Below are 15,735 nucleotides of genomic sequence, written 5' to 3'. Positions count from 1 at the left end.
TTTTGCAGACTTTTGCGTTTCTCCAGACTATCAATCCGTTGTTTGATGTCATCAACAACGGAAAATCTGCGTGAAAAAACTCATTTCCCTGATCGTCGTGGCAAGCTTTGCCTGTTTTAACCTGTCGGCGGCAGCGCGGGCAGAAAGTGCCGCAACTGAATTGTTCCAGAAATATCTGGCCAATGGCCGGATCGGCGAAGCCGATGAGCAAATGATTGCTCTGGCTGCCAAAGCCACTGATAACGCCGATGCGCAGCTAGGTCTTGGACTCGTGCGCTCCGCCCGGGCCTTCGAAAAGCTGTCACAATCGCTTTATCGTTATGGATTTGCTTCAAAGTCGGACGGCTATGAGATGTTTCTCGGACGCGGTTCCAGCGAAATTGCCAGAAATTATAATCCGGAGCCCATCACTTACGACCAGTTTCGCGGGATTCTCGCAGCATTCATTGCTGATCTTGATTCCGCTGACAAGGCGCTTGCAGCCGTTGGCAACAAGCCGGCAAAGCTGAAAGTTGATCTATCCGTTGCGCGGTTTGACTGGAATGGTGACGGGACAGTCGGGCCGGAGGATCACATTGGCCGAGCTTTCTCAGATACGGATGAGAAGGGCGAGCCTGTACCATTCATCGTTGGTTTTGACACCGCCGATGCGAAATGGCTGCAAGGCTATGATAACCTTCTGATGGCTGTCGCCAAGGCATGGCTTTCCCACGATTTTTCCGAAAGCTGGAACAGCAGTTTCAGTGTTGTCTTTCCGCGAGCCGTCTCGACCATGTCAGAGGCCAATGGCAAGGGCGGCGAAGACGAGACGATGTTCGGTGTCAGAAAAGCGCAAGCTGATGATATCGCCGATTTTGTTACACTCATCCACACAATCCGCTGGCCCGTTGCCGACAAGGCGATGTGGGGCGAGGTACGCGATCATCTGAAAAAGGTCATTGTTCTCAACCGCGAAACCTGGGCGCTGATTGACAAGGAAACCGATGACGATCACGAATGGCTGCCAGGACCAAAACAGAAGAGCGGCGTTCTGCCATCCTTTGAGGTGACGCCTGAACGTATTCAGGCCTGGCTTGCCGTGCTCTCGCAGTTTGAAGCGGCCCTTGATGGCAAGATTCTCGTTCCTCACTGGCGCTTTGATAAAGGCATCAACCTTGCAAAGGTTTTCGATGATCCAAAACCCTTCGACTTTGTGCTTTGGGTAACGGGCCCGGCTGCCGTACCGTATCTGCAGGATGGCCCTGCCATGACCAGTGGCGAATGGAGCCAGATTACCAATATCTTCGAAGGAAACTTTGCGTCTTACGCCTTTTACTTCAACTAGAGTAAAATGGATAAAAGACCGGCGAGATACGAGCTGCCGCAATGGAATGCGTGATTTCTGATCACATTGCCCCATTGCGGCAACTGCTCGGGCAGTCAGCAATGCTGCTGGACACAAATGATCGGTCTGGGGTTGGAAACGAACAGATTATGCAGGGAAAACGTGAGAATGAGTCCGTCGGATTTTATGCGCGCTTTTGGAGTTTCGTTGTGCGCAACCGTGTGAGCATACAGGATTTGGGTATTCTGCTGGCGATTTTGCTGGTGCTTGCCTATGTGGCTTTTCAGATCGATATTTTCGAAACCGAAGGAAGCGTCAGTTCAGGCGAATTGCTGATCGAGCTGGATGAGACATTGCTGCTCGGGTCCGTCCTTGCACTCGGATTGCTCGGCTTTGCCATAAGGCGTTATCTTGAGCAGAAACGTGAAATCGCGCGCCGGATCGAAGCGGAGAAACAGGCCCGCATTCTGGCCTATCAAGATCCTTTGACGGGCCTTGCCAATCGCCGGCAATTTGAGGAAGCGTTGCGGATGGCGATTGCGTCTCCACCACGCACCGGCGCCGTCCATGCCGTGATCATTCTTGATCTCAATGGCTTCAAACAGATCAATGATGCCTATGGTCATGGTGTCGGCGACGACGTGCTTGTTGTGATCGGCCAGAGGCTGCAGCGTACCATTCGCGATGGCGATCTTCTTGCACGGCTTGGCGGTGATGAATTCATTATTCTGGCCCAGCATTTGGCTGGAGCGGAATCTGCCGCCAATATCGCTTTGCGCATTGTCGATGAATTGCGGGAGCCGATCGTTGTCGGGTCAATCCATTATGATGCAGGCGCAGGCATTGGTATCGCATTGCTGCCAACGGATGCTCACTCGGGTGAAGACGCTGTTCGTAAGGCTGACGTGGCACTTTATCGTGCCAAGGCAGAACGCCGTTCGACGTTCCGCTTTTTTGAACAGGATATGGACCGGCTGGTGCAGGAGCGCGAACAGCTTGAGCGTGATTTGCGCGCCGCTGTTGCCAATGATGGTATCAATGTCCGCTTCCGTCCTTCATTTGACCTGCGTTCCGGTAAGGTGATCGGTTTTGAGGCCGTGCCCAGCTGGATTGCTGCAGATGGCAAGGAAGTGCCACCAGACCGGTTTTTGCCGATAGCGGAAGAAACGGGGCTGATTTACGCCCTTGGTCAGCGTATTTTTGAAAAAGCGTTCATGGCAGCCCGGCAATGGCCCGCCAACGTTACCTTGTCGATAGACGTGCTTCCCGGACAGCTTAGAGACCGGGAGTTTGGCAAGACAATCCTGCAATTGCTTCAATCAACCGGATTCGCCGCACAGCAGCTGGATATTGAAATCACTGAAAGCCTCGTCGTGCATGATCTGGAGGCCGCCAAGCTCGCACTCGGACCACTGCGCGCAGCCGGAGTAAAATTAACCCTCGACAATTTTGGCACGGGATATTCCAACCTCTACCACATTCAGGAATTCAAGCTCGACAAGATCAAGATTGACCGCCGTTTCATTGAGAACATGAACGAGGAAGAAACCGCGAAAATGGTGCGCGCACTTGCCGGTCTTGGGCAGGGGCTGGGATTGGTGGTCAGCGCTGATGGGCTGGAAGGGCGTGCAAACAATGAAACGCTGCTGCGATCAGGTGTCGATCAGTGGCAGTCATCAGGCGATCTCGTGACGATTGAAGAAACAGAGCGCTTCTTTAAACCTTAGTCAGCCAGTGATACCGACTATTCAGCCTGATCAGGATGATAAACTTTCGCATAAATCTTGATAAGAACAGCCTCATTTTTCGAGGTCTTTTCTTTCATTCATTGTATTGAACTGCACGCCGTCTAAAGTGCGGCAAACAACAGGAGAAACACCATGAAAATCAGCGCGCGCAATCGCTTGAAGGGTACCATCGTCGAAGTCACCAAGGGAGCCACGACGGCTCATGTGCGTATCGATGTGGGCGGATCAATCGTCACTGCATCCATCACCAATGAGGCAGTCGATGAATTGCAACTCAAGGTCGGCAACAGCGCCTACGCGGTTGTGAAAGCGTCTGATGTTATGGTCGCTGTCGACTGATCACCGCTAAGCGCCGCGTGGAACCATGCGGCGTTACTTTTTCGTGCGGCGCAAAAGCTCAATTGCTATGTGCAACACGTCTTTTTCCTTGATGCCGACGGTCACATCTTCCACATCATCGATCGTTTCGCCGTCAACAAGGCGGATCGGGTTGTGTCCCTTGGCAACAATCATGGTCCTGACACGGCGCGGAATTGCCGGAAGCAGAAAGCGTTTGACGCATTCCACCAGAACCTCACGTTTGTTGGGAGCCAGCTTGCCGAGCTTTTCGCGCAGCAAAGACCCAAACATGTTACCATCAGCAAAACCAAATTTGCTATCAAGATCAAAGGCATGCAGCTGGTATTCAATGTGAGCCATTTTGCTCTCCCCTAGGCACCTGTTCAGAGCGACAGGTTTCTGTGCCTCGATACATCACAGATATGGTGATTAGCCCTCGGGTTTTCACCTTCTTTTTGTGTCATCGACACCAGATGTTACATTGAGCCTGAAAACTTGATAATTCAATTGCGGTTTGCGACGAGCTTTTATTGTCACAGCGTGCCGGGTAGGTTACAGGATGCATATCTGCGGTGCTGCACGATGCGGCGCACTGTTGCGCAACCGGCAATATTGCCGAGGGCGCCTCCAGCAGATATCCAGATGACCCATACAAGGACTACCCCGGATTGAAACACCTTAATGAATTTGCCGATCGCCGCAAAGCGGCGGCCGAGGCTAAGCAACTGCTTCTCAAAAAGTTCGAAAAAGCCCCAAAGCCGACAGACCCTGAAATGTTGGCCAAGCGTGCGGAACGGGAAGCAATCGCCGCTGCGCGCGCAGCACGGCAGGCAGAACGCGAGCGGATAAAGCAGGAAGAGCGGGACCGTAAACTTGCGGAAGCCGCCGTAGCTGCCGAAGCAGCAGCGGCTGCAGCAAATGCGATGCAGGCTGAATCCAGCAACCGCATCGCGCGCGTTCTTGCTGACGAAGCCGAACGCAAGGCCGAACGTGATCGCCGCTACGCTGCCCGCAAAGCCAGGCAGCGCTAGTCGCTCTGACGCCTACATTCAGTTGCTGTAAGCACCCAGATAATCCAGCTTGCCAATGGGAACACCATTGTGCCGGAGGATGTCGTGTGCCGTGGTGATGTGGAAAAAGAAGTTCGGTAAAGCGAACTTCAACATGTAACCATGCCCGTCGAGATGTGCCTTGTTTTCACCGAAACTCAAGGTCACTTCACGCTGATCACTGGTGTCAAGCGCCGATGCGTCGAGGCCTTCCAGAAAAGCCACCGTATTGGCAATGCGCGTTTTCAGATCGGCGAAACTTGTCTCGGTATCAGGAAAGCTTGGTGTTTTGACGTCGGTCAGGCGGCCAATCGTTGCTTTGGATGTATCGCTGGCACGCTGGACCTGACCTGAGAACGGCAGCATATCCGGTGCAAGACGGGCATTGACGAGTACGTTAGGGTCGATCTTCTTTTCCGCGGCATAGGCCTCGGCTTTGGCAATCAGCGCCGAGAGGATTGAAAAGCCGCGGATAAAGACCGGGACTGAAATCTGGTACATTGAAAGCGACATGGAGCGTTCCTTCCGGGGAGCATGCTTGTTTGGCATATTGCTCTTCCGATAATCGGAACAGCAATCGCATCAGGCAAATATATGCGGCTCGCCAAGGACTTCAATGCGGACGTGATCACCAATTGAAGGCAAATTGACTGCAGAACATCTGATCTGTACCGGCGCGGGTGTCCCGCCATTGAAAGCGCTCTGATTATCAAGGATCGCAACCATCAACGTGCATACGGCGCCGCCGAATTCAATATCAACCACCTTGCCATAGCGAACGGTATTGTCGAGCGCCGCCATGGCTTCCTTTTCGGGCACTGTGACGAGGCTCAACTGTTCCGGGCGCAGCATGATTTCCGCAGCACCAAGACGCTTATGGGTCTTTGCGGCGAGGCGGCCAAAGGCGCAATCAACCCATCCGTCACCAAGTTCTGCCGGCAAAAGAATGGCATCGCCGAGAAAGGATGCTGTCGTAGGGTCTGTCGGGTTGAGATACAAGGTGCGCGGCGGGCCTGCCTGAACCAGTTTTCCCTGCCGCATCACCGCAACATGATCGGCAAAGGAAAGGGCTTCCGCCTGATCATGCGTCACCAAAATGGTCGTAATCCCAGCTCTTTTCAGTACTTCCGCAACCACTTTGCGCATGTTTTCACGCAAGCCCGTATCGAGGGCCGAGAACGGCTCGTCGAGCAGCATCAATTGGGGTTGCCGTGCGAGTGCGCGCGCAAGGGACACGCGCTGCTGCTGTCCTCCCGACAGTTGATGCGGGCGACGGTGAAGCATGACGCGGTCAAGTTCCACCATGTCCATGAGTTCCAGAACACGTCGATCACGGTCCGGGCTTCGTTTGTCCAACCCAAACCCGATATTGGCAGCAACGGTCAGATGTGGAAACAGCGAGCCATCCTGCGTGACAAAGCCGACGCTGCGACGGTGCGCGGGAACGATTGAGGGGCCTTCCGCCAGAACCTCGTTCTTAAGTGTTATCCGGCCTTCATCGGGCGCTTCAAAGCCGCCGATAAGACGGAGCAATGTTGTCTTGCCAGACCCTGACGGTCCCACAATGGCCGTGCGGCTGCCCGCTTCAATGGAGAGCGTCACATCATCAACCGCTGAGGTCACGCCATAGCGTTTTGTTACGCCCTGAATGTCGAGAAAGGTCATCGTCCAACAATCCGTTTTGATTGGGCGTGCAGCAGAAGTGTCAACGGGAGTGACAGCACAACCATCATCAGTGCATAGGGTGCCGCCGCCGCATAATCAATCTCACTGGTCAGCGCCCAGAATTCCGTGGCCAGTGTGCGTGTACCATTGGGGGCGAGCATCAGCGTTGCCGTCAGTTCATTGGTAATACCAAGTGCAACGAGCGCCACGCTGGCGGCAGCGCCCGGTGTCGCCAGTCGCATGGTAATCTGCATCACCGCCTGCGCGGGCGTTCGTCCAAGCGCCATAGCAGCGCGTTCAAGCTCGACGGGAGCTTGGGCAATGCTGGAGCGCAGGCCCACCAATGCACGCGGCAGAAAAAGCAGGCCATAGGCCAGAAGCAGCGTCGCTACGGTCTGATAGAGCGGCAGGACAACGCGCACCGTGATCGTTACAAGAGCCAGCGCAACAACAACGCCGGGCAGGGAACCGACATAATAATGGCAAGCCTCTAGCACGCGTTGGACGCGGCCGGGCGCTCTGACGGAAAGCCATGCCATGGGGATGACCGCAACCGTGGCCAGAAGGGCTCCGGCAACAGCCAGAAGAAGTGTAGTGGAAAATGCCGTGCTGATGGCATCAATATCCCAGACAGCCGCTCCTCCGGCAATAAGCCAGCGTGTCAGTGTCACAAAGGGAACACCGAGCGCCAGTGCCGTAGTAGTCAAAGGGATCAGCAGACAGGGAAGGGTAAACCAGCCAAGCCGATGTCTGGTGATCGGCCGCGCTGAACCTGAGCCCACGCGTGCATAGCGTTCATTGCCGCGGATCAGGACTTCAAGCCCCAGCAAACCCGCACAACACAACACCAATACACCCGCCAGCATATTGGCAGCAGGGCCGTTGAACGTGGACTGGAACTGGTCGACGATTGCCGTGGCGAAAGTATCGAACCGGATCATGACAAAAAGACCGTATTCCGCCAGAAGGTGTAGACCGATCAGCAGCGAACCGCCGCAAATCGCAAAGCGCAGCTGCGGCAGCAATACGCGGAAAAACACACGCCACGGACCAAGCCCAAGCGATGCGCCGACATCTTCCATGGCCGGATCGACACGTCGCATCTGGGCAGCAACCGGCAGATAAAGAAACGGGAAATAGGCAAGCACGGAAACGAGAACCCCGCCGGACAGGCCATGCAGGCTTGGCGCAATGCTGATCCAGGCATAGCTGTGGACAAATGCCGGTACAGCAAGCGGCGCAACGGCCAGCCATGCCCAAAGCCGCGCACCGGGCAGATCAGTGCGCTCCGTGAGCCATGCGAGACTGACTGCGAGAAGGATTGAAAGCGGGATCGTCCAGACTTCCAGCAAGACCGTATTGATCAGGAGTTCCCCGACGCGGCCGCGAAACACCAATGCAATGACCGTGTCCCAGCCGGTCTGAACAGTAACCCAGATAACAAACCCGAGTGGAAGCAGGCTAAAAGCCGCGACAATACCCGCAAGGCCAAAAACAGACAGGAACGGCAAGCGGCGCCTGACTTTCAGTGACACCGGCGGCAGCGGCGTAGCGGCTGTGCTGCTTATTGATCCTGATGATACCAATTCACATTTGCTTTCATGGGCATGGGCGCTTCGCAGCGGCCTGATTGGCCTTCTTATCTGAAGGAAAATAGAAGAACACCCCCCGCAGGACCAAATGTCGCTGCAGGGGGTGCCGGTTGTTTTTTCAGTGCCGGATTATCGGCGTCAGGATTACAGCAGACCCGCAGCAGTCATCAGATCAGTGACCTTCTTGCTGTTGAGCTTGGAAGGTTCAACCTTCGGGGCCTGCAGATCAGCCAAGGGCACGAGTGCCGCATTGGAAGCAGCATCCTTGCCAACGGCATATTCGAAGGAATCGCCGTCCTTCAGGATTGCCTGACCAGCCTTGCCCGTAACCCACTTCAGGAATGCCTGCGCGTCTTCCTTATGCTTGCTTGAAGCGAGGACACCGCCACCGGAAATGCTGACAAATGCACCCGGATCTTCATGTTTGAAGTAGTGCAGGGAAACATTCTTGGTGTTTTCGCCTGTCTTGGCCTTATCGCCAAAATAGTAGTAGTGATAAATGACGGCGCCTTCGATTTCACCCGCGTTAACGGCTTTCATGGCAACGCTGTTGCCCTTATAGGCTTTTGAATTTTCTTTCAGTGCCTTCAACCATTTGGCTGTGGTTTCTTCACCTTTCAGTTCCAGAAGCGCACTGACGATGGCCTGAAAGTCAGCGCCTGCTGGTGCTGCACCCCAGCGGCCTTTCCAGCTGGTATCAGCAAGGTCGAGCAGGGACTTTGGCAGTTTGTCTTCAGTCAGCTTCGTCTTGTCATAGGCAAATACGGTTGAACGGGCAGCAACGCCGGTCCAGCGGCCATGTTCAGGGCGGAAATTCGCTGGAACCTGATCAAGCACAGCCTTGTCGAGTGGCGCGAAGAGCTTGGCATTATCGACAAGCACCACTCCCGGAGAGTTTTCCGTCAGGAACGCATCGGCGGGTGAGGCGGCACCTTCCTGAACGATCTGGTTGGCCAGTTCCATGTCCTTGCCATTGCGGATCGTCACCTTGATGCCTGTTTCCTTGGTAAAGCCATCGGCCCACTCCTTGGTCAGGCTTTCGTGCTGGGCGTTGTACACAACAATACCGTCGGCATTTTGCGCCAGAGCGGGTGAAGCAATGATGGCAACCGCGAGCGCGGCGACACTGGCAATAGTCGGAAAGTTGATTTTCATAAAAACCCCTTTGATTTGTAAGGCTTGCAGAGCAAATTTTTGTCGTATCGGCAACTGCCCACGGAACAATCGAGCCATACAAAACATGAGCGGTACGGTCAACAAAAATGACCGCGGTTTGGCCATGAAACCGGCATCACGAAGATGTTATGTATGATTTCAAAGAGTGTGATTTGCCATACCAGGCAAAGAGGAATCTACTGAATTTCAGCCCCGCAAATCTTATCTGCCAGTCTTGGCTACAATAGCGGCACAGCAAACGACTTAGCCATATCAGGGAGTGTGTCATGCCTTTTTCAAGCAGGGACCAACGCATCCACTCCACCACGGATTGGGATATCATGCAGCACGCCCATGACCGGGCATCAAAGATGCTGGATCGCTGCCCGAAAACCCATGTGCGTTGCAACCAGCTCGCCAAGATCGTGATCGCCATCTATGAAAGCGGCGTCCACGATGTTGATGAACTGGCGGTGATGGCGGCAAATCGCGAACTGAATGTTCTGGCGGAGAAGGGGTATTTTCAGCAACCCTTTCGTTTTACACCAACTAACAAACGCCCTGAAACACTCCACTCGTAAAACACCTGTTTAAAAGCAGGATTGCACTGCTGGCGGCACAGTTTTTGCGCGCGTGACAATCTGCTATTACCCGTTTGCGCCATATCCCGATTGGATTCGCTTGCGGAGAGATATTCATGACCATGCTGTTCCACTGGCTCAATGAGCCCGCATCCTTTCGGGGCGATGCACGCGAACTCTCGCTTTCAACGGGTCAAAACACCGATTTCTGGCAGCGAACATTCTATGGATTCGAGCGTGACAATGGCCACGCCTATCTGACACCGGTCAGCGGTGACTTCAGCGCGAGCGTCACTGTACGTGGTGACTACAAGGAGCTTTATGATCAGGCGGGGCTTATGCTTCGCATTGACGCCGGGAACTGGATCAAGACTGGCATCGAATACACAGATGGCTTGATGCATTTCAGTGTCGTTGTGACAAACCGGATTTCAGACTGGTCGGTTATTCCGCTGCATGGCGCCCATACCGGCGATAATGTGCATATAAGGCTTACCCGGCATGACGACGCCGTGCGTGTGCAATTTGCGATCAATGATGCACCATGGCAGCTTGCGCGCCTTGCACCATTTTCCAATGCAGATGCATCGGTTGGTATCATGGCATGTTCACCGCAGCGGGCAAGCTTTGAAGCGACCTTTCGGGATTTGCAGGTCGGCCCGGCAATTGCACGGGATCTCCATGCGGAGTAGGGCAGGCTTCTAGCTGGCGAAGAGTTCCGGCCGCTTGGTCTGCAACTGCAGCAGCATTTTTCCCATTTTGGAAATATGATCTTCCATTGTAGCCACCGCGCGTTCAACGCTCTTATCAGCAATGGCAGCGACAATCGCCTCATGTTCTTTCAGGGTTTCAACCATGCGCGTTTCGTAATGGAGGAGGAGGCGCCGCACCCGGTCGATCTGGCTGCGCTCCTTCGAGGCGATCTCGCGCAAGCCAACCAGACCTGCAGCATCGCAGATCATATCGTGAAGCTCCTCATCAAGCGCGTAGAAGCCTTCAAAATCTCTGGAATCAGCTGCCTTACGCTGTTGCGCCAGATTGTTCTGAAGACGGATGACCGTCTCTGGCGAGCTTTGCTCCGCTGCTCGCCGGATCGCAGCCGTTTCCAGCGCAATACGCACAAACTGGGCGGTCTCGATCTTGTCGAGGCGCAATCTTGCAACGAACGTCCCGGTTTGCGGGTAGATCTCCACCAGACCCTCATCGGCGAGACGATTGATGGCATCGCTGACAGGGGTGCGCGATACACCAAGCTGCAGGGCTACAAGCTCTTTCCGGATAGCTTCGCCCGGAGCGAGCTGCGATGAAATGATGGCCTGGCGCAGGATCGAATAGACCTGGTCCTTGCGTGTGACCGCGACAACTTTCTGTTCCCGGTAGTTCTTGCCGCCTGATCCCAACTGCACGTTCCAAGCTCCCCGAAATGCCCAATTCAAAAGATTCGACCCAACCTCATTTCATTGGAATGAAGCATTTGACTCCCGCCCAATAACATCTAACATGTTACATATTAGCTTGAAAGAATGTTTTGGGAGGAACATTTTGGATAGTCAGCTGCCGATCGTATCAATGCGCGGCATCAGCAAATCATTTGCCCATATTGTTGCCCTGCGCAGCGTCGATCTCGATATTTATCCAGGCGAGATTCATGCTGTCATGGGAGAGAACGGTGCGGGCAAGTCGACGCTGGTGAAAATCCTCAGTGGCGTGCATCGTCGCAGCGGCGGTGACATGCTTGTGCGCGGGCAGGAGGTCGACTTTGCTTCACCCAAGGAAGCCGAGCGCAACGGCATCGCCATCATCCATCAGGAACTTAACCTCATCCCAAGCCTCAGCGTATCCGAGAATATTTTTCTTGGCCGCGAACCTCTTATCGCAGGCTTGTTTATTGATCGGAGCAGCATCGAGAAGAAGAGTGCCGAACTGCTTGGCAGATTTGGCATCGATATCGATCCACGCGCCGATGTGGAGAATTTGCGGGTGGGCGAGCAGCAGCTTGTGGAGATTGCGCGCGCTTTGTCCCTGAATGCGGATGTACTCATACTGGACGAACCAACCTCCGCATTGTCGGAAACCGAGGCACAGCGGCTCGCCAATTTCGTGCGCGAACTGGCTCGAAATGGTGTCGCCATTATCTACATCTCGCACCGCATGAATGAAATATTTGCACTGGCTGACAAGATCACCGTTCTGCGCGACGGGAATTTTATCGCCACACGCAAAGCGCAGGATTTAAGCGAACGCGATCTCATCCGCATGATGGTTGGCCGGGATCTCGCCGCTCCCGAACCGAAGGCAGACGTAACGGACAGACCGGTCGTGCTTTGCGCACGCAATCTCGGCCTCCGCCGCCCCAATTCACGCGGCAGAATGCATAATGTCGTCGATGATGTGAGTTTTGATCTCCATGCGGGCGAAATCCTTGGGATTGGCGGGTTGCTCGGATCGGGCCGCACAGAAGTGCTCGAACTCATTTTCGGAGCCGCCACCGGTGAGCGTTTTGGCACAGTCATCCGTGGTGGTGCGCATCTCAACGCCCGCTCGCTGACGCCTCGACGTTCAGTGACCAAGGGTATTGCTTTCCTGACTGAAGACCGAAAGGGAACCGGCCTGTTGATGGATGCTGATATCCGGTCAAACGCCGTGTTGCCTTCACTGCCATGGCTCGCAGCGCTTGGCTGGATCAACCGGCGGCGTGAAAATCCCGTTGCAAACCGGGTGATAAAATCGATGCATGTGCGTTGCGATGGTCCGGATCAAAAGATTGATCAGTTAAGCGGTGGCAACCAGCAGAAAGTCGTGCTGGGTAAATGGCTGGAAACCCGGCCAAGCGTCGTGCTGCTGGATGAACCAACCCGCGGCATCGATGTAGGCGCGAAAGACGAAATCTACGACCTTTTGAAGAAACTCGCGCTCTCAGGTGTAGCCATCATCATGGTGAGTTCGGAATTGCCAGAGCTTCTCGCACTTTCCAGTCGTATCCTCGTAATGTGTGAAGGCAAGGCCACCGGCATCATCGACAATACCGAATTTTCCGAAGAGCGGGTGATGGAGCTGGCAACGCCCTTGGGAACAGCCCTTTCGAGGGACGCGGCATGACACAGACAAGCGAGCAGGCCATGCAGTCATCCCAACGCAATCTGGGCCGCATGAAAAGCGTCCTCAACGCAACCAAGCTTTATTGGGGATTGGTACTGCTGTTTCTGGTAGGCGTCCTGTCGTCGCCCGTTTCGTCCAAAGGGCACAATATTTTCCTGTCCTATGGCAACCTGTCCGATGTTTTCAGGCAAATTTCCGTTACGGGAATTACCGCTGTCGGCATGACACTGGTGATCCTGATATCAGGCATTGACCTGTCCGTCGGATCGGTCCTTGCACTCGGTTCCGTCGTTTGCGCCATGCTTTTGACCAATGAAGGCTGGTCGGCAGCCTATTCGATTGGCGTGCCCGCTATTTTCATTCTGGCATTTCTCGTGGTTCTGGGGGCGGGATTATTCATCGCAAAGGCTCGCGCCCGGTCGGTTGGTGAGCAAACGGATAATCAGACGCAATTGAATCGCATTATTGCCCTCGTCGCCATTATCGGCGCAGCGGCAATCGCCTGGTGGGTCGCATCGGGCGCCGACGCAAAGGCCGGAGTGCTGCTGGTGCTGGTCGTGGTTCCGGCGGTTGGTTTCATGCTGGGAATGGTCAATGGCCTTGTCATTGTCGGCGGTCGCCTACAGCCGTTCATTGTGACGCTCGCCATGATGGTTGCTGGACTTGGTATTGCGCGCCTGACTGCAGGTCAGAACACGGCCGTCTGGCCTGTTTATACAGGCAGCAACGCCACGGAGAATTTCGAATTCCTTCGTTCATTGATCTTTGGACTTGTGCCTGTGCCCGGATTGATCTTCGCAGGCATTATCCTGCTGTTCTGGGTGATCCTCAAATATACGAAGTTTGGACGCTATATCTACGCAATCGGCGGCAATGAAGAGGCCGCGCGTCTTGCCGGTGTGCCGGTCTGGCGTGTGAAAATCACCGTTTACGCCATCTCGGGCTATCTCGCCGCGCTCGCAGGCATTCTTTACGTTGCGCAATACCGGCAGGGAAAGCCCGATGCGGGCATGGGGCTGGAGCTTGATGCAATTGCCGCCGTGGTTATCGGTGGAACCAGCCTCATGGGTGGCCGCGGTTCGATGATCGGCACACTTGTCGGCGTGCTCATCTTCGGTTTTCTCAGCAATATCCTGCAGCTGAACAATATCGACAGCAATACGCAGCTGGTGCTCAAAGGCATCATCATCATCGTTGCGGTGTTGCTGCAGGAGCGACGCTCCAGCGGGTGGCTGTTTTTCCTCTCCCAGTTAATGACAGCCAATCCTTCAAAGAAATCCGCGCCCGACAAGCCAGAAAACAGGCAAGGGCAGGGTGAATGAACTGACAGCAAAGAACATCGGGCCAGAAAATAACAGGGAGGAAATCATGCATCTGACACGCAGACATTTTGCCAAATTGGCAATGGCAACCGCCTTCATAGCGCCACTGGCGCTTCACATGCCAAGCGCGGAGGCCAAAGACAAATACGTCATCGGTTTCAGCCAGACCACGACCGTTGAACCTTGGCGCGTCCAGTTCAACAAGGATCTGGTGGCCGAGGCCAAGAACCACCCGAATGTCGAACTGCTTGTAGCGGATGGACAGGACAAGACGGAAAAACAGGTGGCAGACGTTGAGAATTTCATCCGGCAGGAGGTTGACGCTATCCTGATTTCGCCAAAGGAATCCGCTGGCCTGACCGGCGTTGTGGAAAAGGCCATGGATGCCGGTATTCCAGTGATCGTACTTGATCGCAATGTGGATACGGACAAGTTCACCCAGTGGATTGGCGGCGATAACGTCGTCATCGGTGAAGCCGCCGGGCAACATGCGGTGGAATTGCTTGGCGGCAAGGGCAAAGCCAAGGGCACTGTTGTTGAAATCTGGGGCGGTCTCGGCACGCAGGCGAGCCATGATCGCAGCAACGGCTTCCACAAATATACCGACGCGGAAAAGGGCATTACCTATCTTTTGGATAAACAGTCCGGCGACTGGAAACAGGATCAGGCCTACAACATCATGGCGACAGCCCTGCGCAACCACGAAGACATAAGTCTGGTCTATGGCCATAATGATCCCATGGCCTACGGTGCTTATCTTGCCGCCAAGGATGCGGGGCGTGAAAAGAACATTCTGTTCCTTGGCGTTGATGGCCTGCCGAATGAAGGTGTCCAGTGGGTCAATAAAGGCGAGCTTGCCGCCACATTCCTTTATCCAACACCGGGCGCTGAGGGATTGCGGCAGGCCTTAAAGGTCCTTGCTGGCGAAAAGGTTGAAAAGAAAATCGTCCTTGGTACTGAAACCATCACCAAAGAAAATGCGCCCGAGATACTGAAGAAGAACGGGCTCTGATCACGCTTCAAGCCGCAACAGGCCTGCCCACCCCGAAAAAGTTGGGCGGGCCGTTGCACGATTTCGCCAGATCATTGGGCATTCGATATACATTTAAAAAAATGAAGGAACGATGTCGGATAGTGCTCCGTTCAATCGTCCTAGGGCAGTTGAAACAAGTGAGGAGATCAAAATGTCATATGTTGATGGATTTGTACTCGCCGTACCCAAGGACAAGATCGACGCGTATAAGGCCATGGCCAATGCGGCAGGCGGCGTCTGGAAAGAATATGGAGCACTCGCCTACGTCGAATGCATTGGCGACGATGTTCCCTATGGTGAACTCACATCCTTCCCGCGTGCGGTACAGGCCAAGGACGACGAAGTCGTTGTATTCTCATGGATTGTCTATAATTCACGGGCGGAGCGGGACGAGATTAACAAGAAGGTCATGGCCGATCCTCGTCTTGACAGCGAAAAATGGGAAATGCCATTTGATGGCAAGCGCATGATCTATGGCGGCTTTCAGTCCTTCATGGAACTCTGACAGCCGGTTCTGCCGTCAATGGCCAAACACGTTCAGGCCGAGAATGGCAATGGCATAGGCCAGGCACGGAACAAACCACAGCAAGGCCCATCCGCCGATCCGGCGGTGGGTCAATGCTGCGCCGATAGGACCACCAAGCGCGCTGATCGGCCAACCGCACATCACGTAAAAAATCATGCGCGATTCAGGCGTCACGCCGCCATCCGATGCCATGACAGAAATCCCGGCAAAGAACAGGGCAAGCGGAAAGCACAAAAGGCAAAGGGCCGCGCCGAATATCACCAGCGGTTTTGAGCGCATCGGCAATCCGTGGAGATGATGGC

At 54.5% G+C, this 15,735-nt stretch carries 17 protein-coding genes; 10 read left to right on the top strand and 7 right to left on the bottom strand.

Features of this window, described 5'->3' with window-relative positions; genetic code table 11:
* The first annotated feature begins 70 nt into the window (after positions 1–70).
* The 3 genes from FHW17_RS17480 (at position 71) to FHW17_RS17470 (ending at position 3,411) form a co-directional block, all read left to right on the top strand.
* Positions 71–1,324, top strand: a complete 1,254-nt coding sequence (locus tag FHW17_RS17480) for a hypothetical protein (protein WP_227986665.1) — start codon at positions 71–73, stop codon at positions 1,322–1,324.
* A 149-nt stretch (positions 1,325–1,473) separates the two neighbouring features.
* Positions 1,474–3,051 carry an EAL domain-containing protein gene (locus tag FHW17_RS17475; RefSeq protein WP_162730287.1) on the top strand — a complete coding sequence of 526 codons (1,578 nt, stop codon included), beginning with the start codon at positions 1,474–1,476 and terminating at the stop codon, positions 3,049–3,051.
* Between the two features lie 153 nt (positions 3,052–3,204).
* Positions 3,205–3,411 carry a molybdopterin-binding protein gene (locus FHW17_RS17470; RefSeq protein ID WP_091885971.1) on the top strand — a complete coding sequence of 69 codons (207 nt, stop codon included), beginning with the start codon at positions 3,205–3,207 and terminating at the stop codon, positions 3,409–3,411.
* Positions 3,412–3,444: 33 nt separating this feature from the next.
* Here FHW17_RS17470 and FHW17_RS17465 read toward each other — a convergent pair whose 3' ends face one another.
* Positions 3,445–3,771, bottom strand: coding sequence for a hypothetical protein (locus tag FHW17_RS17465; RefSeq protein WP_091885969.1), 327 nt, complete (start codon positions 3,769–3,771; stop codon positions 3,445–3,447).
* Positions 3,772–4,079: 308 nt separating this feature from the next.
* Here FHW17_RS17465 and FHW17_RS17460 point away from each other — a divergent pair, with 308 nt between their 5' ends.
* Entirely contained in the window at positions 4,080–4,442 is a 363-nt protein-coding gene (locus FHW17_RS17460) for a DUF6481 family protein (RefSeq protein ID WP_182510428.1), read from the top strand.
* Between the two features lie 18 nt (positions 4,443–4,460).
* On the opposite strand, the gene FHW17_RS17455 is transcribed toward FHW17_RS17460, so the two are convergent.
* From FHW17_RS17455 to FHW17_RS17440, 4 genes are all read right to left on the bottom strand, one after another.
* Entirely contained in the window at positions 4,461–4,973 is a 513-nt protein-coding gene (locus FHW17_RS17455; RefSeq protein ID WP_113097190.1) for a DUF1993 domain-containing protein, read from the bottom strand.
* 69 nt (positions 4,974–5,042) lie between these two features.
* Positions 5,043–6,125, bottom strand: a complete 1,083-nt coding sequence (locus FHW17_RS17450; RefSeq protein WP_182510427.1) for an ABC transporter ATP-binding protein — start codon at positions 6,123–6,125, stop codon at positions 5,043–5,045.
* Entirely contained in the window at positions 6,122–7,660 is a 1,539-nt protein-coding gene (locus tag FHW17_RS17445) for an iron ABC transporter permease (RefSeq protein WP_348643757.1), read from the bottom strand. Before FHW17_RS17445 ends, FHW17_RS17450 begins: the two co-directional genes overlap by 4 nt.
* Before the next feature lie 201 nt (positions 7,661–7,861).
* Entirely contained in the window at positions 7,862–8,872 is a 1,011-nt protein-coding gene (locus tag FHW17_RS17440) for an iron ABC transporter substrate-binding protein (RefSeq protein ID WP_112526841.1), read from the bottom strand.
* 287 nt (positions 8,873–9,159) lie between these two features.
* Between FHW17_RS17440 and FHW17_RS17435 the strand changes: the two genes are divergently transcribed.
* Together FHW17_RS17435 and FHW17_RS17430 are read left to right on the top strand one after the other, a co-directional pair.
* A complete protein-coding gene (locus tag FHW17_RS17435) occupies positions 9,160–9,453 on the top strand; it encodes a hypothetical protein (RefSeq protein ID WP_112526839.1) in 294 nt (97 codons plus the stop codon).
* 116 nt (positions 9,454–9,569) lie between these two features.
* A complete protein-coding gene (locus FHW17_RS17430) occupies positions 9,570–10,145 on the top strand; it encodes a DUF1349 domain-containing protein (RefSeq protein WP_182510425.1) in 576 nt (191 codons plus the stop codon).
* 9 nt (positions 10,146–10,154) lie between these two features.
* On the opposite strand, the gene FHW17_RS17425 is transcribed toward FHW17_RS17430, so the two are convergent.
* A complete protein-coding gene (locus FHW17_RS17425) occupies positions 10,155–10,859 on the bottom strand; it encodes a GntR family transcriptional regulator (protein ID WP_182510424.1) in 705 nt (234 codons plus the stop codon).
* Positions 10,860–10,995: 136 nt separating this feature from the next.
* Between FHW17_RS17425 and FHW17_RS17420 the strand changes: the two genes are divergently transcribed.
* The 4 genes from FHW17_RS17420 (at position 10,996) to FHW17_RS17405 (ending at position 15,412) form a co-directional block, all read left to right on the top strand.
* Positions 10,996–12,552 carry a sugar ABC transporter ATP-binding protein gene (locus tag FHW17_RS17420; protein WP_246706887.1) on the top strand — a complete coding sequence of 519 codons (1,557 nt, stop codon included), beginning with the start codon at positions 10,996–10,998 and terminating at the stop codon, positions 12,550–12,552.
* A gap of 41 nt (positions 12,553–12,593) precedes the next feature.
* The gene (locus FHW17_RS17415; protein ID WP_182510508.1) at positions 12,594–13,874 is read left to right on the top strand and encodes an ABC transporter permease; all 1,281 of its coding nucleotides are present in this window, start codon (positions 12,594–12,596) and stop codon (positions 13,872–13,874) included.
* An 82-nt stretch (positions 13,875–13,956) separates the two neighbouring features.
* Positions 13,957–14,886, top strand: a complete 930-nt coding sequence (locus FHW17_RS17410; RefSeq protein ID WP_246706898.1) for a substrate-binding domain-containing protein — start codon at positions 13,957–13,959, stop codon at positions 14,884–14,886.
* A 172-nt stretch (positions 14,887–15,058) separates the two neighbouring features.
* On the top strand, positions 15,059–15,412 hold the full coding sequence (locus FHW17_RS17405; RefSeq protein ID WP_113097133.1) for a DUF1428 family protein: 354 nt from the start codon (positions 15,059–15,061) through the stop codon (positions 15,410–15,412).
* Positions 15,413–15,427: 15 nt separating this feature from the next.
* On the opposite strand, the gene FHW17_RS17400 is transcribed toward FHW17_RS17405, so the two are convergent.
* The gene (locus FHW17_RS17400; protein ID WP_112526829.1) at positions 15,428–15,712 is read right to left on the bottom strand and encodes a hypothetical protein; all 285 of its coding nucleotides are present in this window, start codon (positions 15,710–15,712) and stop codon (positions 15,428–15,430) included.
* Between the last annotated feature and the right edge of the window lie 23 nt (positions 15,713–15,735).

Source organism: Phyllobacterium sp. P30BS-XVII, assembly GCF_014138335.1.
GTDB classification, from domain to species: domain Bacteria; phylum Pseudomonadota; class Alphaproteobacteria; order Rhizobiales; family Rhizobiaceae; genus Phyllobacterium; species Phyllobacterium meliloti.
This window is presented reverse-complemented; position numbering and strand designations above follow the sequence as displayed.